The organism is Brenneria uluponensis, assembly GCF_032395385.1.
In the GTDB taxonomy this organism is placed as follows: Bacteria; Pseudomonadota; Gammaproteobacteria; order Enterobacterales; family Enterobacteriaceae; genus Prodigiosinella; species Prodigiosinella aquatilis.
Genome location: NZ_CP135917.1, coordinates 4,424,565 through 4,443,931 on the forward strand (window position 1 = coordinate 4,424,565; position 19,367 = coordinate 4,443,931).

General features: G+C 49.2%; 17 protein-coding genes. 7 read left to right on the forward strand and 10 right to left on the reverse strand.

Annotation, left to right across the window (positions count from 1 at the left end; all coding sequences use genetic code 11):
• Window positions 1-240: 240 nt before the first annotated feature.
• The 4 genes from RS889_RS20635 to RS889_RS20650 form a co-directional block, all read right to left on the reverse strand.
• The gene (locus tag RS889_RS20635; RefSeq protein ID WP_315711135.1) at window positions 241-1,041 is read right to left on the reverse strand and encodes a pyrroline-5-carboxylate reductase family protein; all 801 of its coding nucleotides are present in this window, start codon (window positions 1,039-1,041) and stop codon (window positions 241-243) included.
• Window positions 1,041-2,231 (reverse strand): M20 aminoacylase family protein, encoded by a 1,191-nt coding sequence (locus RS889_RS20640; protein ID WP_315708560.1) that lies wholly within the window; start codon window positions 2,229-2,231, stop codon window positions 1,041-1,043. The genes RS889_RS20635 and RS889_RS20640 overlap by 1 nt, the downstream gene beginning before the upstream one ends.
• On the reverse strand, window positions 2,231-3,151 hold the full coding sequence (locus RS889_RS20645; RefSeq protein ID WP_315708561.1) for a VOC family protein: 921 nt from the start codon (window positions 3,149-3,151) through the stop codon (window positions 2,231-2,233). The genes RS889_RS20640 and RS889_RS20645 overlap by 1 nt, the downstream gene beginning before the upstream one ends.
• A gap of 379 nt (window positions 3,152-3,530) precedes the next feature.
• The gene (locus RS889_RS20650; protein ID WP_021014299.1) at window positions 3,531-4,238 is read right to left on the reverse strand and encodes a GntR family transcriptional regulator; all 708 of its coding nucleotides are present in this window, start codon (window positions 4,236-4,238) and stop codon (window positions 3,531-3,533) included.
• A 688-nt stretch (window positions 4,239-4,926) separates the two neighbouring features.
• Between RS889_RS20650 and RS889_RS20655 the strand changes: the two genes are divergently transcribed.
• From RS889_RS20655 to RS889_RS20675, 5 genes are read left to right on the forward strand one after another with little or no spacing between them, the layout of a single operon-like run.
• Entirely contained in the window at window positions 4,927-6,039 is a 1,113-nt protein-coding gene (locus RS889_RS20655) for an ABC transporter substrate-binding protein (RefSeq protein ID WP_021014298.1), read from the forward strand.
• 50 nt (window positions 6,040-6,089) lie between these two features.
• Window positions 6,090-6,983, forward strand: coding sequence for a branched-chain amino acid ABC transporter permease (locus RS889_RS20660; protein WP_315708562.1), 894 nt, complete (start codon window positions 6,090-6,092; stop codon window positions 6,981-6,983).
• Window positions 6,976-7,863: a branched-chain amino acid ABC transporter permease gene (locus tag RS889_RS20665; RefSeq protein WP_021014296.1), complete on the forward strand. Its 888-nt coding sequence runs from the start codon at window positions 6,976-6,978 to the stop codon at window positions 7,861-7,863. Before RS889_RS20660 ends, RS889_RS20665 begins: the two co-directional genes overlap by 8 nt.
• On the forward strand, window positions 7,860-8,639 hold the full coding sequence (locus RS889_RS20670; RefSeq protein WP_315708563.1) for an ABC transporter ATP-binding protein: 780 nt from the start codon (window positions 7,860-7,862) through the stop codon (window positions 8,637-8,639). Before RS889_RS20665 ends, RS889_RS20670 begins: the two co-directional genes overlap by 4 nt.
• A complete protein-coding gene (locus tag RS889_RS20675; RefSeq protein ID WP_315708564.1) occupies window positions 8,636-9,355 on the forward strand; it encodes an ABC transporter ATP-binding protein in 720 nt (239 codons plus the stop codon). The genes RS889_RS20670 and RS889_RS20675 overlap by 4 nt, the downstream gene beginning before the upstream one ends.
• 116 nt (window positions 9,356-9,471) lie before the next feature.
• On the opposite strand, the gene RS889_RS20680 is transcribed toward RS889_RS20675, so the two are convergent.
• Window positions 9,472-11,187 (reverse strand): methyl-accepting chemotaxis protein, encoded by a 1,716-nt coding sequence (locus tag RS889_RS20680; RefSeq protein WP_425475096.1) that lies wholly within the window; start codon window positions 11,185-11,187, stop codon window positions 9,472-9,474.
• 618 nt (window positions 11,188-11,805) lie between these two features.
• Here RS889_RS20680 and RS889_RS20685 point away from each other — a divergent pair.
• Window positions 11,806-12,909, forward strand: a complete 1,104-nt coding sequence (locus tag RS889_RS20685; RefSeq protein WP_315708566.1) for an MFS transporter — start codon at window positions 11,806-11,808, stop codon at window positions 12,907-12,909.
• Between the two features lie 14 nt (window positions 12,910-12,923).
• Entirely contained in the window at window positions 12,924-14,147 is a 1,224-nt protein-coding gene (locus RS889_RS20690; RefSeq protein WP_315708567.1) for an aminotransferase class I/II-fold pyridoxal phosphate-dependent enzyme, read from the forward strand.
• Window positions 14,148-14,211: 64 nt separating this feature from the next.
• On the opposite strand, the gene RS889_RS20695 is transcribed toward RS889_RS20690, so the two are convergent.
• The 5 genes from RS889_RS20695 to osmY form a co-directional block, all read right to left on the reverse strand.
• Window positions 14,212-14,958: an SDR family oxidoreductase gene (locus RS889_RS20695; RefSeq protein ID WP_315708568.1), complete on the reverse strand. Its 747-nt coding sequence runs from the start codon at window positions 14,956-14,958 to the stop codon at window positions 14,212-14,214.
• A gap of 118 nt (window positions 14,959-15,076) precedes the next feature.
• On the reverse strand, window positions 15,077-15,796 hold the full coding sequence (locus RS889_RS20700) for a 4'-phosphopantetheinyl transferase family protein (protein WP_315708569.1): 720 nt from the start codon (window positions 15,794-15,796) through the stop codon (window positions 15,077-15,079).
• Window positions 15,797-15,895: 99 nt separating this feature from the next.
• Complete coding sequence (locus tag RS889_RS20705; RefSeq protein ID WP_315708570.1) at window positions 15,896-17,173, reverse strand: NupC/NupG family nucleoside CNT transporter; 1,278 nt, start codon at window positions 17,171-17,173, stop codon at window positions 15,896-15,898.
• A gap of 323 nt (window positions 17,174-17,496) precedes the next feature.
• Window positions 17,497-18,306 carry a TatD family hydrolase gene (locus tag RS889_RS20710; protein ID WP_425475163.1) on the reverse strand — a complete coding sequence of 270 codons (810 nt, stop codon included), beginning with the start codon at window positions 18,304-18,306 and terminating at the stop codon, window positions 17,497-17,499.
• Between the two features lie 306 nt (window positions 18,307-18,612).
• Window positions 18,613-19,233, reverse strand: coding sequence for a molecular chaperone OsmY (gene osmY / locus RS889_RS20715; protein ID WP_315708571.1), 621 nt, complete (start codon window positions 19,231-19,233; stop codon window positions 18,613-18,615).
• Window positions 19,234-19,367: the final 134 nt, after the last annotated feature.

The window sequence follows — 19,367 nt, forward strand, 5'->3', positions numbered from 1 at the left end:
CTGTATTTAAACTATTCCTGAATCACATGGCAGACTAATTGAAAAAAGCGATAAACAAACTCAGCATAATCGATAGATTAACAATCACTTAGAGATATTAACAATAGGTGCTGAATATACACGCCAGCAGTATCTAATCACTATTCTGGATAAATTAAAGCCCTGACTATTCGGTAATGGTGCAAATATTCAATATTGCGCCAGACTGAAACAGCGCAGCAAAGGCTGCGCTGCCAGTCATTATTTACTCGCCAGTTCCGTGGTACGTTTTACCGCTGCCAATACGCTGCGTTGCAAACCAGCGGCAAAGTCACTGTTATTAAGTTCGTACAGGCCATGCATACCGACGCCCGCAGGGGAATTATTGATATCCAGTAGCTGACGCGGATGGCGATTACTGATTTTCAGCATTTCAACCGCTCCCACCAGATTTTCATATGCGACCTCGGTGGCCTGCACGCGAGGTAAGCCAGCCAGCACACCGGCATCCACCAGCGATTCAATAAAATAATACACATAGTTGGGTCCGGCGACGCCATAACCAGTAAAGACATCCAGTAGGCGTTCCTCCAGAAACATCACCTTGCCAAAACTTTCCAGAAACGCGCTGAGCGGTTCCACCTGCACATAGTCATTCAGTACCGCCCCGCTGTAACCATAACCAGTATCGGTCAGCGTATTCGGGATAACACGGGCAATAGCGCGTTTTTCACCCAACAGCTCGGTCAACCTTGCTAACGTGACACCCGCAATAATCGAAATAACCGTGGCATGCGACGCGGCATACTGACAAATTCGCTTCGTCACGGCCGGGATATCATCCTGCGGACGCACGCCCATCACAATATAGTCAGCATTGGCCAGCGCCTGTTCACCATCTGGTTGGGAGGAGAGCTGATAGCGGGTTTGCAATGTGGTAATACGTTCGGCATCAATATCTTCAAGGGTGACCTTTTCAGGAGAAAGGTTACCGCTATTGATAGCGGCACGAATAATAGCCTCTGCCATCTGTCCGGCACCGATAAAATGAATCTGACTCATCATATACTCCCGCAATCAGTGTTAAGTGAATGAACGGTCTTCAGTGATCTCTCCACCAACGAAACCCAGACCCGGATCCCATCAGCGATAATCCCGTCATTAAAATCATAAAACGCATTGTGCAGTGATGCGGATGGCGATACGCCATCCGCTCCCAGCCAAAAGTAGGCGCCGGGACAGGCCTGCAACATATAAGAGAAATCCTCAGCCGCCATTGACGGCGGATTACCCCAGTTCACCCGCGATTCCCCCAGTGCGGCGATTGCAGCATCCCGCAGCGTGAGTGCCGCCTCGGGATGATTCTCGGTGACCGGATAGCCATACTGCCAGTGCAACTCGCCGCTCACCCCGAACGATGCAGGTAAAGTGGTGACCAAATCAGCGAAGAGCGCCAATACTTTTTCCCGGGTGTCGGCTTGCAGGCAACGCACCGTACCGGAAAGAAGCGCCGTATCCGGAATGATGTTCATCGCATCGCCGGAATGGATCTGCGTGACACTGACCACTGCGGTTTCCTGTGGTGAGATTCGTCGTGAAGTGATAGTTTGCAACGCCAGTATCAACTCCGCTGCCGCGATAATCGGATCGATCCCCCGATCCGGCATCGCCGCATGGCAGCTTTTCCCGGTCAGCGTGATACAAAAACTATCGTGCGATGCCATCATCGGACCAGGATTTACCGTAACGTTGCCGGCGGCCAACCCAGGCCAGTTATGCAGCGCATAAATTGCCTGCATTGGGAAGCGCTGAAACAGGCCCTCTTCCACCATCATCTGACCACCACCCGCGTTCTCTTCCGCAGGCTGAAACACAAAATGCACCGTACCGGAAAAACGCCGGGTTTCACTCAGATAACGAGCCGTCGCCAGCAGTATCGCCATATGCCCATCGTGACCACAGGCATGCATACAGTTAGCGGTAGCGGATTGATGATCAAACGTATTTTTTTCCTGAATGGGAAGTGCATCCATATCCGCACGTAAGCCGATGCTGGGGCCATCACCATTACGCAGCGTTCCCACCACACCGGTTTTCGCTATCCCGCGTTGTACTTCCAGGCCAAAAGATTCCAGTAATGTTGCTACTCGCTCTGCGGTGTCATGTTCATGCAGGCCAATTTCCGGCCGGGCATGAAAAGCCCGCCGCCAGTCAATGGCCTGCGCAAGAATGTGCTGGGGAATGCCTATCATCACTGAACTTCCCGTTGGCTGACGTCAATAAACTCAAGAATGATATTGCCAGTGACTTCTGGCGCGACCAGTATTCGTCCCGGCGCACAGCAATGCGGTAACTGGTTGATCTCCAGGATATCGGCCAGCGCGCAAATATCCCGTGTACCGATAGTAATGGCGATGGCATGGGGTTTGGTATTGGTGGATTGCGGCAGGGCGATCCCGTCATACATATCCGCGGCCTTATCAGGATGCACGGCACGCAGCAGCCCGGAGCGAGTGTCGGCGATCAATATGTCCGCCTGCCAGGTAACACGATCGCCATAATCCTTGCGCCAGCGCGATTCCAGTACGGCCAGATCTTCATCCTGTGCCATATAGGTCACGGCTTCAATGCGGGTTGCACCGTTGGGATGATGACGCCATTCCTCGACCCAAATCAAATCCGGACGATGCTGCTGACAAATAAAACCGGACGCTTCCGGATAGTCGGGATCAATCAGTAATCCGATGGAAACCACCACTTCATCTGTCTGGCCGTTATCCATAATGATTTTACGACGAAAATCCATCAGCCCTTGCTGGTGTGGATGCTGTTTTACCAGACGAGCATAATCACCGCAGGCATCCTTGCTATGTAGGGCAATCAGCGAAACACCATCTTCCCCCCGATCAAGGAACGACCCCATCTGGCGGCCAAAACAAAAACCATTTACCGCATTGGTGCCGAATTTAGAGGCATCATTTACCCCTATCAGCTCAATAAAATTGTCATCAAACATCATAAAGCAGGTGACCGTACCCCACGGGTGATAACTGACCGGTGACGGGGAAAAACCCATTTTACGGTAGTTGTCTAGTGCCTGCTCATAGTGGTTCACGGTAACCAGCACATGGTCAAGACTCAATGTCGCTTTCTGGCTAATATTCATGGTCATATTCCTTTCCCTGAAACAATTTCAGGATTTACGCATCAATGTATTTCGCCGGCCATTATTTCCCTTGACTGAAAATAATGTTTTTCACCGGTAACAACAGGCTCCCTGATGGGCGCAACCAATAACATTTCATCGTTTGCATTGATGAAATAATAATAAGATATACATACTCGTCATCTTTCCAATTGCAGGTACGTTGACTCCGCCTCAGCTCCGAATCACTGACTTGAGTGAGTTCATCGGGATTTCTTTGCTTGTCGCCGGCCTACCATCCGAATTATTGAGAGTATAAATACACGCCGCCTCATTTATTACCGGCGATAACATTCCTGACGGCAGATAAATATATCTGCCGGGTGTTTTATTTTTTAGATCATTCTCAGATTAATTTTCTAAAATAAATCCGCGCCAGTCCCTCTTTGGTAACTTCAACAGCATGCTCCGCACTGAGTGAAACGTGTGTCTCAATTAACGGTATCCCTGTTTCCACATCTCGCTGACGTAATGCCGCGATAATTTCCACGTGTTCGTCGTAAGCGTTGTTACGTCGACTCGGGGTTTCCAGATCGATCCGACGAAAGAAACGAATCAGAGAATTCAGGCCATCAAGCGTTTCATACAATCGGGAATTCTTGGCGATTCTGGCAATCGACATATGAAATGCCTCATCAGCCTCGGCGACTTTTGTCCAATCGGTGATAGTGTCAGGGTCTGGCAATTCACGGCAACTCTGTTCCCAGATAGCCACCGTCTGCGCAATGTCACTGTCGCTGGCTCGCTGGCAGGCAAAGCGAAACGCGGCCTGTTCAATCACCGCCCGCAGTTCATAAAGTTCGCGTACACCGTCGGGCGTGATATCCCGGGAATAAAACCCGCGGTTAGGAACAAAGTTCATGAAGCCATCTTGCGCCAAACGATTCAACGCCTCACGAACTGGCGTACGAGAAACCCCCAACCGACTAGCCAGCTCAACCTCATTGACCCGTTCACCGGGCTTGAAGTGATAATCAATCGCCAGCGCTTTCACCACCTCGTAGACTTTCTCAACACTGTCCGCGCTCCGCGCGGTTTTCTGGCTGACTGACACGTTATATCCTCTTTATGGTTCACCAACGGTTAATCACATTTTACGCTTAGGTCACCTTATTACCGTGGCAGAGAAATGGTTACATTGCCCTTTAATTCAATTCATAGCATGGCTGAATTCATAACACAATCACAATGTGAATACACTTCTATCTACACATTGAAATCCAATCCTGTCACTATAAAAAATCATTGCAAGAGAACAGGTTAAATCTATTATTTTCTTTTCTTATTACTCACCAGGTAATTAATCACATTGCACCATAATGAATCCCACCGCACCAAACAGAAGCAGATTTGTCTTTCACTAAAAACCATATTCAGCCTTTTTTTTCTCTTTTTTCTGTCGCGAATAAAAAAATAATGATAGGTGAAAATCTGCGTCATGGCATATTTATTCCTTGTTATTTCAAACAATCTTCTAGCGATATTTCACTTATCTCAATGGCCGCTTAGCCAGAATTCCACCTGTTTTTTCTGAGATGGCATAACAATTGCTGTCTTTTGAATAGTCAAAGTGTATTCACTTCATCATTCACTTTGTTATTCACTTCAAGATAACAACCTGAAGTGGCTTGAATACAGCAAAGCACACCACTCGGGTGGTGGTTGATGACAACACGGCAACGCCCCACATGATGACAGCCGCCATAAACGCTGCCTCATTTCATCCAGACAGGAGACGCAGTATGACAGTGCACATTCGTAACGCTTTCTTTGCTTCAGCGCTGATGAGCAGCGCACTTTTTGGCTTATCCAGACCCGCGATGGCCGATATCACTGTCGGTGCTATTCTGCCGTTGACCGGTACCAGCGCCAGCATTGGTGAAGATCAACGCCGTGGGGTGGAACTGGCGGTTGATCAGGTCAATGCCCAGGGTGGCGTCGACGGGCAAAAACTGGCGGTGATAGTCGAAGATTCTGCCGGCAACCCGGTTACAGCGTTAGATGCCGTGCGCAAACTAACACAAGTGGATCATGTACCACTGGTGGTCGGCGCCTTTTCTTCCAGTGTCACTATTCCGATCGGGCAGTATCTAGTGAAAAACCATTTAGTGCACATCAACATCTCTGGCACTAGCACAGATATCCGCAAAATCGGCAAGTTCTCCTACAGTGTCATCGGACTCGATGATCTGTCCGCCCGCTTCTCCGCCAAAGATGTTTATGCCATGGGTTACCGTAAAGTCGCCTTCATCGCGCCGAACGGCGCTTATGGTCAGGGTATGGCGGAACAGTTCACCAAGTTCTTTCAGCAGCTAGGGGGCAAGGTCGTAGCCAAAACACTGTATACCAGCGGCCAGTCATCATATCGGCGTGAGTTGGAGCAGTTATCTCGCTATAAGCCTGACGTCTATGTTTACACGACTTACGGCCAGGATGCGGTAGTCCTCAACCGCGAGTCTTACGAGCTTGGACTGAATAAAACCCCTTGGTATGGCATGTATCTGACCATGTGTACAGCCAATTCACCGGCACAATACACCCAGGGGAAAATGGGGATGGAAGTGGCCGGACTGAGTGACAAAGGCCAACGCTATACCGAACAGTACCGCAAGCGCTATAACGAAAATCCAAAATCCGCCTATGGCAGTTATGCCTATGACAGCATCATGCTCGCTGCTGCCGCGATCAACAAAGCAGGTAGTGCCGACCCCGCCGCATTGCAGACAGCGATGCTAGCAGTGGCGCCGCACTTTGTCGGTGTGACCGGACCACTGAATCTGGATGCTGATCATATGCGCCAGACACAACCATACGAAAAAGTGAAATCAGTAAACGGTGCCCTGGCACCTCGTTAAACGGCGAGTGAGCCTGCTCACTGCACGATAGCCCTGTACAGGAAAGCATTATGTTCCAGTTCATGCTTGATACATTAATACGTACCGCCGATCTATCCTTGATTGCGCTGGGATTAAGTCTGGTTTACGGCCTGGTCCGGTTCGCCAATATTGCGCATGTGCAATATGCCATGGTCGGCTCATTTCTGACCGCTGCGCTGTTGCGGATTGGAGTGCCGTTTCCACTGGCGGTGATCATCTCCAGTGGCTTATGCGGCGTCATCGCCATGTTATTACACCACTGGGTATTCCGGCGACTGGTGAAAGCGGGTTCCGCCAATGCCATGATCGGCTCACTGGCGGTGTCGATGATCATGCTGGCCCTGGTTCTGGGCATTGCCGGTTCGTCACCGGTGGGCTACGGCCTACCGATAAGTCCGGCACTCTCGCTGGATGGCACCCGCGTATCGGGTGATCAACTGTGGACAATCGCCATCACCCTACTGCTATTATCCGGCTTTAGTTGGTTGTTGTTTCATTCCACTCTGGGCCGCGCTATCCGCGCACTAACCAGCAACCGCGATTTGGCGGCAGCTTCCGGACTTAATGCTAATGCTATCGTGCATGTGGTTAATCTCATTGCCGGTGCACTGGCCGGACTGGGCGGCTCTTTACTGGCTATGAACTCCAGCGCTTATCTCAATCAGGGTAATGATCTGCTGTTGCCCGTGCTGGCTTCCGCCATTTTGGGCGGATTGGGTAATCCAATGGGCGCAGTGCTGGGTGCCTTGTTGATCGCCGTGACGGAAACACTGGTGACCAACCTCAATTTTGGCTGGCTGACCGGTGGTGGTTTGGCATTTATTCCAGTGACTTACATCAATGCCGCCTCATTCGTCATACTGTTGCTGGCACTGTTGTTGCGCCCGTACGGCTTATTTAACCGGGAGGTTCGCCGTGTTTGACTTTCTGCTGCATATCATCACGATTGCCGGTATCTATGCACTGGTCGCACTGTCTTTGAACATACAGGCGGGCTATGCCGGATTACTGAATTTTGGTCACATTGCATTTGTGGGCATCGGGGCTTATGCCGCCGGGATAGGCGCACAACTGGGCATACCTTTTGTGCTATCCGGTGCCATAGGCATTGGTCTGGCGATGCTGTCAGGCGCTGGCATGGCCGTTCTCGGACGTCAGCTGGCCGCCGATTATTGGGGGATCGCCACGCTGGCGGTGGCAGAAATCATCCGCATTGTGATCATTAATGAAAATGAGCTCACTGGGGGCGCACAGGGTATTGGCAACATTGCCGCCCCCTGGTCCAGCGGATCGCAGCAAAGTGACAGTATCATTTTTGCCATTGTTATCCTGCTGGTGCTACTGCTGGTTACCCTGCTGTCACTACAGATAGGTAAAAGCCGATTCGGGCGCGCTCTACGTCTGATGCGAGAACAACCACAGCTCGCCACCTGTATGGGTTATCACCTGCAATGGCTGAAATGCCAAACACTGATGTGCAGTGCAGCAATCGGTGCTCTCGCCGGCATATTGCTGGCCTGGTACACCAGTTATGTCAGCCCGGATTACCTGCTCTCCTCCGAAACCTTTCTGATCTGGAGCATGGTGATGATCGGCGGTATTGGTAATGTTGCCGGGGTATTGATCGGCGTATTGGTGGTAGAAAGCCTGTACAACTTTATTCCTTTTGCCAAAGACATGTTTCACATCAGTTCTGATATCACCGGAGCGCTTCGACTAGGCATGGTTGGGGTTATTTTGCTGGGCTGTTTATTAGGACGGGCGGGCGGGTTACTGCCGGAACGACTGAGGATAATACCATGACGCCATTAATGCAGGTTGACGCCGTATGTAAAGCCTTCGGCGGCAACCGTGTACTGGAAGGGGTGACGTTTACCCTGAAACAGGGAGAAATTCTCGGCTTGCTAGGCCCCAACGGTTCGGGGAAAAGCACCCTGTTAAACGCTATTTCCGGTTTCACTCCCATTGACAGCGGCACCATTACTGTCAGCGGGCAGCGTATCGACCGACTGGCGACACATCATATTATCGAAACGGGTGTTGCCCGCACGTTCCAACTACCGGCAATGCCAGAAAAAATGACCGTGATGGAAGTGGTGATGGCTGCCGGGACACAACAGCACGGCTTTTGGGGCAGCCTGTTATCGTTACCGGCCACCCTGCGGGCAGAACGGGCCGGCAGAGAAAAAGCCGGGGCATTAATCGACGAGCTGTTACTGACACAGGTACGTGATCTCCCCGCTGCCGCCTTGTCTGGCGGACAGAAAAAACTGCTGGGGATCGCCTGCGCCCTGATGGGGAACCCCAAAGTTTTGATGCTGGATGAACCCATGGCGGGCGTTCACCCCAATCTTCGGCGTGATATTGTCGAGACACTGCTGCGACTGAACCGTGATGGCCTGTCGCTGGTGGTCATTGAACACGATATGCATTTTATCCGCGAACTTTGCCAGCGCTGCATCGTGCTGGACAGAGGAGATATCGTCGCCAGTTGTCGTCCGGAGGAACTGGCGGACAATCCACAGGTACTGGAAGCCTATCTGGGGCGCAGCACACAAGTATTACAGGAGGCGGTATGATTACGCTGAACGAGGTGATCGCTGGTTATACGCCGGGTATCGATATTCTACAGGGCATTTCCCTGCACGTTGAACGGGCAGAGATCGTCACATTACTCGGCCCCAACGGTTGCGGTAAATCCACCCTATTGAAATGCATTGCCGGTTATTTACGACCACGCCGTGGTCAGGTCATGCTCGATGGTCAGGATGTTAGTCAAATCCCGATTCACCGCAAAGTTCGTGAGTGCTCACTGGGGTTCGTACCACAAACAGACAATGTGTTTAACAATCTGACTATCAAGGAAAATCTGCAAACGGGCGGCCAGTTTTTATCGGATGCCGAACGCCAGCAACGCATGGAAGCGCTGTGCGAACGCTACCCATTACTGCGCAAAAAATGGCGAGCCACCGCATCAGCACTCTCCGGTGGAGAACGTCAGATTCTTGCCCTGACCCGAGCCCTGATGCCGAAACCCGCCACTTTGCTGCTGGATGAACCTTCTGCCGGGTTATCACCGAAAATGCTCAGCGATGTCTTTGCAGCGATTCAGGACATCCGGCGCCAGGAAGATGTGGCTATTCTGATGGTGGAGCAAAATGCGATGGAAGCATTGCATATCTCTGACCGTGCCTATGTCCTGGCGCTGGGCAAAGTCGCCCTGACTGGCAATGCTGATGAATTGTTATGCGACCCCCGCATGCGGGAATTGTATTTGGGAGGCCGGGCGGCATAACGGAAGCACATACGCAGTAAAGCTGGTCACCATAGTAAGTAAGTGCTTACACCAATGACAAACACCATGATACTTAAACGATAAGGCGGCTATGCCGCCCCATCGTTTATGATGGGTCAAAATGTCTCCCAGCCATCCTGACTGGCTGGAGTTTTGATCACAGATAACGACGGTGTTTTCAGTAATACCCGCTTTAGGGTTGGCGATATGGAAACCTGCCCCTCGGTCGACAATTCGCTATCAAGGCGGAAAGCAGATACGGCCTGATTTAATCTTTCTGCCTGTTCAGTCAGAGATGCTGCGGCTGATGTCGCCTCTTCCACCAGCGCGGCATTTTGCTGCGTCACATTGTCGATGGAATGGATCGCCTGCCCGACTTGATCAATACCTTTGCTCTGCTCCTGCGAAGCAACAGAGATCTCCGCCATAATATCTGTCACGCTAGTGACCGCGTTCACAATCTCCTGCATGGTGTCACCCGCTTTACCTACCTGCTCAGAACCCGTTCTGACCAGAGAAACCGATTCGCTGATCAGGCCTTCAATCTCCTTCGCCGCCTGAGCACTGCGCTGCGCCAGTGTTCGAACCTCACCGGCAACCACGGCGAAACCACGCCCTTGTTCTCCTGCCCGAGCCGCCTCTACCGCCGCATTGAGCGCCAGAATATTGGTCTGGAAAGCGATGCCATTGATAATGTTGGTGATTTCGGAGATTTTTTTCGAGCTGCGATCAATGTTTCCCATGGTTTGAACCACACCGGCGACAATATCACCGCCTTCGCGGGCTTTGCCGGACGCATTGCCTGACAATTGCGTGGCATGATTCGCGTTATCCGCATTATGTTTCACCGTAGACGTCAACTCCTCCATGCTGGCAGATGTCTGTTCCAATGCCGACGCTTGCTGTTCTGTCCGAGCGGACAGATCGGTATTCCCTGCCGAAATCTCGGTAATTCCCTGATAAATTGACTCAACCCCCTGGCGCACATTACTGACGGTTTTTACCAGCGATTGCTGCATATTTTGCAGATAATGCCCAAGTTGCCCTATCTCACCTCGTCCCCATTGCATCAGCGGCATTGTCAGGTCGCCAGAAGAAATATGCTCGATACGGGTCACCAAATCTTTCATCGGCTGGATCACGACACGACTCAGACACAGGAAAGTAAACAGTGAAACCAATACTGCGGCCACAAAACTCCCGCCCATCACCATATAACCAAGCCGTGACTCACTCTGCGCTTTGCTATTCAGGATTTCTGCCCGTTGGGTACGGATAGCCACCACCTTCAACAACACCTCATTGTATGCAAGATCCAGCTTACGGGTCTTTTTCCATTCAATATCAATAACATCAGCATAGCGACCATTTTTTACCGCATCCAGCATGGGTTTAAGGCCGGTATTAACATAATCGTTATAACGTTGCTGCAACGCCTCATCCAGCGCGGCATCTGCCGGGGTTTTTACTGCCCGTCCCTGGTAGGCCGCAAAGCTCTCTGCCGACTTTTTCAGCCGTGTTTCAGCCTGGGCAATACTGCTATTGGCCGTTTCCATGTCGCCTTCACGTGCAGCCGCAGCCGCCTGAATCAACATTAGCCGGGCAGCACGCAAGTGATTAGAACTATTTGAAACGCCCATCCGTACCTGTATTTCAGCAGTAACATCGTTAAGAGAATGGTTACTCAGCATCAGAAAGTGAACGGCAAAGCCGATCGACACAGCAAACAAGAGCAGGATGAGACCAATAATGGCGTTAAACAGAGGCATCAGTCGCCAGTTATGCCAAAAACTCATATCTGACGAACCCGATGAAATGGCTGAAGTATTCAATGTCTTTTCCTTTTCAAATAGAATAGCTGCCTGAATAAAATCAAAGTGGTCTGGCCGCCAGAGAACACAATCCATTGATTTAAAAGAGATTATAAAAAACAAGTATGACTGTATATAGATAAATGCCAGAATAATAGGATCATTATTTTGGCAATATCACAATCACTAAGAGTAATACTTACAGCACCATATAATAGAGTAGCTATGTGGGTAATTGCCCACTAACTTAATAAATTTAAAAGTTCAGAAAAACGGAAAAAATAATGAGTTACGCGGAATTGACATAATTAAGTGATTCAAATTTATTCCAATCACTTCTTCACCATAAAATAATAAGGATGATAATATTAACCAGTACTGGCAGTACAATACATATTCAAGCAATGGCTTATCACAGATAAAAGCACCACACTTGGATAATAAAAAAAATAAAATACCGTAAAAGTCAAATAAACCGGAACCATGGTCCATTTTAACCATGTTCATAAGCATAGTATATCTTATTACCCCAAAACAGGCGTAATATTAATAAAATGATAAAGCCGTTATATATCTATCAACATGATCACATATTTTATTTTGATCTTTGCTACAGCGATATCTGCATTAGCAACCGACATGCTAGTTCCGGCATTGAATATTATCAAGGAAGATCTCTCTGTCAGTTATTCTACCGTACAGGCCACAATCAGTCTCTTTCTGATATTTTTTGCTGTCGGACAATTATTAGCGGGCTACTTATCTGATCGCGTAAAAAAACTGTATGTGCTTAATGGTGGAATGACTGTTTTTATCATCGGCAGCATTATTTGCAGTTATGCTGATAATGCCGCTGGATTATTGGCCGGACGGGCTCTACAGGCTATCGGTGCCAGTACGGGCCCGATTGTTGCACGGTCACTGGCGAAAGAGTGTTATGACGGCAAAAAACTTCAGCGTGTCATTGCTGATATTGCAACCGCCAGTGCAGTGATACCGCTTCTCGCGCCAGTATTGGGTGGTCAAATGGTGGAGCCGTGGGGATGGCGTTCATTGTTTTATTTTATGGCGCTATTTGGGGCAGTCACCATACTGCTGAGCTTATTCGCACCATTTAGACATCAAATAGCAGCGGCAACAGAACAAACATGTAATTACAACGATCTAATCCATAACCGTGCTTTCATCCATGGCACGTTGATCGTCACACTGACATTTTCTGGTTTGCTGTGTTTTATTTCTTTATCACCGGTGATCTATCACATCAGTATATTTTCATCACCCGCTTATTTCTCGTTTATTTTCTTTGGTGCGGTAGCCTGCTATATGCTGGGAACCCAATTAGCAAAAACAACAATCGCACATAACGTAGCAATGGTTATCTCCGCACAAATCATCAGTGGTTTATTATTCCTTTCCAGTGGATTATTTTTCCCGGAAAGCCTGTCATTACTGATCATTGCTGGCATCGTTTTTAATATCGCTTCTGGTGCTATCTATCCGCAAGGCCATACCCAGGCGCTCAATGTCAATATAAAAATAGTTGGCACAGCCACTGCAATTACCGGGTTTATTCAAATGATCATCGCCGCTGTGCTCAGCTACCTTGCTGGTCTGGTTACTGACTATGTTCCACGAACAGATATTGTGCTGGGACTGTTTATTATTATTATTACTTCAGGTCAATTTTTATTTATTTTTAAATCAAGGGGAAAAACCGATGATGTAAATTGTCTTAATTAACAAAAGGAATAATTATGAACAATTGGCAAGCAAAAAAAATACAACAATCTAGAACCCATCAGAACCGGGTTTTCAATGAACATGTAAACGAATTGGAAGTTTCAGAACGACACGGTAAAGTAATTACGCTGAGCGATGGCCGACGTATGGTTGAATTTGTTTCCTGCTCTTATTTAGGATTGGAAACACATCCTGATCTTGTCGCAGCAATACATAAAGCGGTTGATAAATTTGGCGCTCAACTTTCCGTTGCCAGAACCCGAATCAAAGTCGATATTTTTAATCGCCTTGAATCATTACTTTCATCTATTATAGCAGAGGTGCCGGTATTATCATTTAATGCAGTAACCCCCTGCCATTTGGCTGTATTACCTTTATTGGGTTCAGGGGAATTACCTCACTTTCCTTATAATAAAGGCCCGATATTTCTTTTAGATAAAACGGCCCATGCCACCATGCAAATCAATCGGGGATTATTATTGCAGTTCGGTGAAGTCCGTCGCTTTGATTTTCAGGATACTGACAGGCTGGAAAGCGAGTTTGCCGGAGCCGAGTCAAAAGGCCTGACGCCCGTATCCATTTCCGACAGTGTTGGTTCTATGGGTGGAGTGGCGCCGGTAAACCTTCTGCTGCATCTGGCTGAAAAACATAATGGCTATGTCTATCTGGATGATGCACACGGAACCAGCGTTTTCGGCAAAAACGGGGCGGGATATGTGATGGAATGTACCAATAATCACTTCCCCGAACGCCTTATTCTTGTGGGTTCTCTATCGAAAGCGTTCGGCTCTCATGGCGGTTTTGTCGCCTGCCAGAAAGAAGACACTCATCTATTTATCAAGCAATTTGGTACGACCTATGCCTTTGGCGGCCCACCGTCACTGCCAGGTATTGCCGCATGTGTTGCCGCTGCCGAGCTGCATTTAAATGGTGAAGTCACCAGGCGCCAACAATTGTTGCAAAAAATGATCAACGTCTTTGATGAGGCGTTCAACGCACATCACGTCATTAATCACAACGCGCTGATGCCAATACGTGGGCTGTTTATCGGCAACGAAGATCGCGCCATTTCAGTTTGCGCGGCACTTCACGACAAGGGATTTGCAACGACAGTTGCCATGTTCCCAACCGTTGAACAGGGCAAGGCGATGTTGCGTTGCGCTATCTCAGCCAACCATAGTCCGGAACAAATCAACGCTTTCGCCTCCGCGTTTAAAGACGTGTTAGCGGTTCATTGATTCGTTCGTCCCACAGGACTGATGCGGCGTGTAATCAGCCCTGTGGTCGGTTCCGCACTAAACGTCAGTCAGGTTCGTTGAACGTCCGGAATAATACTTCATAATTACCGTTTCGCTGGGCAAATCGGAAGGGTTGCGCCCGCTGCACCACAATTTCACCGGCAGTTGGCTGTGAAGATAATAACATCATGGTTTCACTGATAAATGCCTGTAATGGCATCGCCTGAGGATCGAACCCCCACTCGCCCTGTAAGCCGGTTTGTACCCAGGGAGGAATGATTTCAATCACCTGCACCGGGCTATTACGTAATTGGCAACGTAGTGATTGAGTGTAAGAGTGCAACGCCGCTTTGGTGGCACAATACGTCGGTGTGATAGCCTGCGGCAGGAAAGCCAGCTCAGAGGTCACGTTCAGAATTGCCGCCTGAGATTGCCGCATCAATTGAGGCAATAAGGCGGTGGTCAGATAAATCGGTCCCAGCAAATTGGTGGCTACCGTGTCCTCCACCGCTGACAACTGTGGACGAGTAAGGTCTTCCCGGCGCTGAATTCCGGCGTTATTGATCACTACATTCAACTGAGGATATCTGGCAGTGAGAGAGACGACGAAAGCGCTCACGTCACTGGCGTTGCGCTGATCCAACACTTGATAACTCATACCCGGATTAGCTGCTGCCGCTTGTTGCAGCGGCGTTTCGTGGCGACCCGCAATAATCACCTGATTTCCTGCCACATGGAACGCTTCTGCCAACTCCCGGCCGATACCAGAACCACCGCCAGTAATCAGTATCGTATTACCCGTCATCCTCATTGGTCGCTCCGTACTCACTTGCCGCTTTTAAGCAGAATATTACGCCATGACCGCCTCTCGCTGCATATATCTGTCACAAAAACAGCGTGATGGCGTTATCCACCACGCAGGTTGGAATTCAACAGCAAATAAACGTGGTCACATCCCGCTCACGCATCCGGTAAATACCACGAAAACAGCGCCCTGCCGGGTAATCAGGAGCCAGTGCAGTGCGCAATTCCAGCGTAAAAATCTGTTTAATGGTATCTAGTTCGACCATTCGGACATCCAGAAAATCAAAATAGCACTTTACATGTGGATACAGCGCCTTATACAGGCTCTCCTTTGCCGAGAAATTCAGCGTCAACATCTCAGTAACGGTGATCTGATCCTGTGAACGCAGCCAGTTGTACTCAACCTCATCCACGATACCTGGCCACAGGCTATCCGCCCGTTCAGTGGTCATCACAGTTTCAACGTCCAGCCCGATACAAGAGAAGGTCTCACTGTGGAAATGGGCGGCACAAAATGCGCTATCCACATTGTGACTCAGTGAACCTGACACCGTTGCTGGCCATTGCGGAGAACGATCACGCCCGTTTTGCAGGACAAAGTCACTAATGCCGAGACGTTCCAGTACCTGTTTCGCCAGATAGCGCCCCGCCAGAAACTCTGCCCGTCGCTTGGGTACCGAACGCTCCATTTCCGCCGTGAGAGGAATGCCAGCGAGGAAGAACATATCGTCCCGATACGCCGGCAGGTAAAAATAACAGCGAGCACTAAACCCTGGATAAATGGTGTTGTTATCAGCCAGGTGGAATGTCATCCACTCTATTTCTTTAATAAAATCAGAAAGCATGTCACTAAACTCTCAACCGGTATGTCGAACCATCCGGTTATGTTGCTACACCACAGGGAAATGCAGGATGATAAAACTACACCTCACCCGAGGTTCGACTTACAAAGCCAGAAAAAAACCCGCAATACTGGCGCTCATTAAATTGGACAACGTACCTGCCGCTACCGCTTTCAGCCCTAGTCTGGCAATATCATGACGACGTTGAGGCGCCATACTGCCCAACCCGCCAATCAAAATAGCAATCGAGGACAGGTTGGCAAATCCGCATAACGCAAAAGAGATAATCGCCTTGGTATGCGCTGACAAAACCTGCAACCCGGAGGCAGTCACCACATTATCCGGTTTCAAGTAAGCACTAAAATTCATGTAAGCCACGAATTCATTGAGTATCAGTTTTTGTCCAATGAATGAACCCGCCACCATCGACTCATTCCACGGCACCCCAATCAGGAAAGCTATGGGCGAAAAAATCCAGCCGAGGATCATCTCCAGCGATAACTGCGGAAAATTGAACCAGCCGCCGACACCGCCAAGAATACCGTTAAGCAGTGCGATCAACGCAATAAACGCCAGCAACATAGCACCAACATTCAGTGCTAACTGCATACCGGAAGCCGCACCGCTGGCAGCAGCGTCAATGACGTTGCTCGGTTTTTCTTCATCCCCGACAAAACTGCCGATCACATCCCGGTCATGCGTTTTTTCAGTCTCCGGCATGATCAACTTGGCAAACAGCAATCCACCCGGTGCCGCCATAAACGATGCGGCAATCAAGTATTCCAGCGGCACGCCCATCTGAGCATAACCAGCCAATACTGACCCAGCGACAGACGCCAACCCACCACACATCACGGCAAACAGTTCAGACTCAGTCATATTGGCAATATAAGGACGAACCACCAATGGTGCTTCGGTTTGACCAACAAAGATATTTGCGGTAGCAGAAAGCGACTCCGTACGCGATGTTCCGAGTACTTTCTGTAAACCACCGCCTAGAACACGAATCACCCATTGCATGACGCCCAGATAATAGAGCACCGCTATCAGTGAAGAGAAGAAGACAATAATAGGCAGAACCCGGAGGGCAAATACGAAACCGCCGCCACCAAAGACCTCAAACATTTTGCTCGACACCAGACCACCAAACATGAATGAGATTCCCTGGTTGCCGTAGGAGATCACATTGGCGACGCCTTCCGACATGCCGTTCAGGACTTCGCGTCCCAACGGAATATATAATACCAAGGCACCAATCCCGACCTGAATCAGAAACGCACCACTGACAGTACGACGGTTAATGGCCTTACGGTTGCCGGAAAGCATGACCGCAATCAATATCAGCACAGCCATACCCAACAGACTCATTAAGAGTTCCATGCGAAATTCCCTGTAGCGAGAGTGAACACAAAAATACCCGCCCAACAAAGCGGGAATACAGCCTGCCAATGGTAGCAGTTGATAACAAACACCCACGACGCAACATAGGCGAGTGGGATGCCACAAACTCATACAACATCAGGCAAAGAAAAACATCAGATAATGAGAGTCATCACCTTTTTTTGGCACAAAATTTCATTTTAGCAAAGATTTCCATACGAAACTCCCGCTCTACGGCCATTAGCCACAAAAGAAAAATAAGTTATCGTTATGAAAATAATACCGGGAAGCCGAGGAAAAACCAGAAAAGCGACAGATAGCACTCATTGGCAGGACACCGTCAACGGGAAAAGACGGTGAGTATTCTCATATAATACCGCCGCGAGCACCTCTGGCGATTCAGTACGCAGATCACATAACGACTGAAATACGGAACGGATACGTTCAGGTCGGTTAGGTTCCCCTTGATAACCACACACGGGCATATCTGGCGCATCAGTTTCCAGTAGCAAACGATCCAGCGGCAAACGGGCGATAGCCTGCCGTGTTTTATTGGCTCGCGGATAGGTAATGACACCGCCGACGCCAATATAATATCCCAATCGAATAAACGCCTGTGCCTGTTCAAAACTACCCGAAAATCCGTGTACCACCCCTGTACGTGGCAGTTGAGCCTGTTTCAATAATGCGGCCAACGGATTGTGACTCCGGCGTGAATGCAGAATAACGGGCAAATCGTATTGCTTGGCCAGTTCCAACTGAGCGTTAAGGAAGACGCATTGCCGTTCAAACTGCGGATCGTCCCGGTAAAGATCCAAGCCTATTTCACCAACCGCAACCAATCGGTGGTCACGATCATGAAGCCGAGATTCCAGCAGCGCCAAATCTGCCTCGTGATGACGCTCAATATAAAGCGGATGTAACCCAAGTGCCGCATACAACACCGGCCAGCTGTGGGCCAAATGCAGGATACGATCAAAATAATGGGACTCAACGGCAGGAATAATAATCCCTTCGACACCAGCTTGCGTCGCACGATGCAAACTTGCCACTTCGTCCGCCGCAAAAGGTGGAAAATCAAAATGACAGTGGGTATCAATAAACGCAACAGACGCGGACTGCGCAATGTCAATGGCAGTATCTGAAGATGCAGGAATAGCTGAAACGCGGGTTTGCAATGTTTAAACCTTCAGGACAGTGCAGGATGCATCGAGGATACCTTTTTCAGTGCGTCATCGTCATGCGCTTATAACACATCGGAAAGCAATTCGTGATCGTCCGCTAACCCGACTGCACAGCCGAATCGACGCTTCAGGACAATAACGGGCACACACCAGAAGCATACTGGTGTGAACATGACGGCACGGAAGACATGCCATCATTGGCCGCAATATTACGGACTCGCTATCCACGATAGGCAGCCCGCATCCGACCCGGCCTTAGGATTTTACTGTGAGATCGTTTTTAACACTCTTAACGCCATCAACCGATTTTGCTATTTTTTCAGCACGATCAGACTGCGCTTTGTTGCCCACCTGCCCTGTTAACTGTACGACACCATCAACAGTTTCCACTCTGACATGGCGTGAAGGCACAATGTCATCCGCCAGCAATTTGGCCTTGATCGTACTGGTCGTCACTGCATCTCCGGCATAGGCCATCAATGATTGGGAGCTGGCATCCTTTACTTGAAGCTTGTCGCTGACCGACTTAACACCTTCCGTTTTAGTGGCAATTTCTACGGCGCTGATGGCCAATTTCTGACTGGTCACAAAACCGCTGAGTGTTACCACTCCCTGGGTTGTTTTAACAGAAATATCATCACTGTCGAGGGTTTTAGACGCCAATAATGCCGCTTTCACTTTCGCGGTAAGCGCGCTGTCATCAACATAACCAGATGCCGTCTGGACCGAGCTATCGATTTTATTCCCTGTGGTTTCTGCGATATTTTTCGCTTCTTGCCCGATAGTTTCCTCCGCTAGCACATAGCCACTACCGGCCAGAACCGTCACCAGAACAATCGCGATCCGCGATAGTGCAATCTTGTTAGTCTTTTTCATCAACATCGTCCTTACAGTTATCCTGTTTCATCAACAGGTTTCACTAACACCTTCCCGCCAGGATAGGCAGTCGTCATTAGCCTTGTCCCATCACAACAAACAGATTATAGAATTACAAAAAATAAAAAAATTAA

What these genes read in the sequence shown, in the direction of transcription:
- RS889_RS20655 (WP_021014298.1), top strand. Translation starts at nt 4,927, where the DNA reads ATGACAGTGCACATTCGTAACGCTTTCTTTGCTTCAGCGCTGATGAGC.
- RS889_RS20635 (WP_315711135.1), bottom strand. Translation starts at nt 1,041, where the DNA reads ATGAGTCAGATTCATTTTATCGGTGCCGGACAGATGGCAGAGGCTATT.
- RS889_RS20670 (WP_315708563.1), top strand. Translation starts at nt 7,860, where the DNA reads ATGACGCCATTAATGCAGGTTGACGCCGTATGTAAAGCCTTCGGCGGC.
- RS889_RS20640 (WP_315708560.1), bottom strand. Translation starts at nt 2,231, where the DNA reads ATGATAGGCATTCCCCAGCACATTCTTGCGCAGGCCATTGACTGGCGG.
- RS889_RS20645 (WP_315708561.1), bottom strand. Translation starts at nt 3,151, where the DNA reads ATGACCATGAATATTAGCCAGAAAGCGACATTGAGTCTTGACCATGTG.
- RS889_RS20700 (WP_315708569.1), bottom strand. Translation starts at nt 15,796, where the DNA reads ATGCTTTCTGATTTTATTAAAGAAATAGAGTGGATGACATTCCACCTG.
- RS889_RS20695 (WP_315708568.1), bottom strand. Translation starts at nt 14,958, where the DNA reads ATGAGGATGACGGGTAATACGATACTGATTACTGGCGGTGGTTCTGGT.
- RS889_RS20690 (WP_315708567.1), top strand. Translation starts at nt 12,924, where the DNA reads ATGAACAATTGGCAAGCAAAAAAAATACAACAATCTAGAACCCATCAG.
- osmY (WP_315708571.1), bottom strand. Translation starts at nt 19,233, where the DNA reads ATGAAAAAGACTAACAAGATTGCACTATCGCGGATCGCGATTGTTCTG.
- RS889_RS20705 (WP_315708570.1), bottom strand. Translation starts at nt 17,173, where the DNA reads ATGGAACTCTTAATGAGTCTGTTGGGTATGGCTGTGCTGATATTGATT.
- RS889_RS20660 (WP_315708562.1), top strand. Translation starts at nt 6,090, where the DNA reads ATGTTCCAGTTCATGCTTGATACATTAATACGTACCGCCGATCTATCC.
- RS889_RS20685 (WP_315708566.1), top strand. Translation starts at nt 11,806, where the DNA reads ATGCTAGTTCCGGCATTGAATATTATCAAGGAAGATCTCTCTGTCAGT.
- RS889_RS20675 (WP_315708564.1), top strand. Translation starts at nt 8,636, where the DNA reads ATGATTACGCTGAACGAGGTGATCGCTGGTTATACGCCGGGTATCGAT.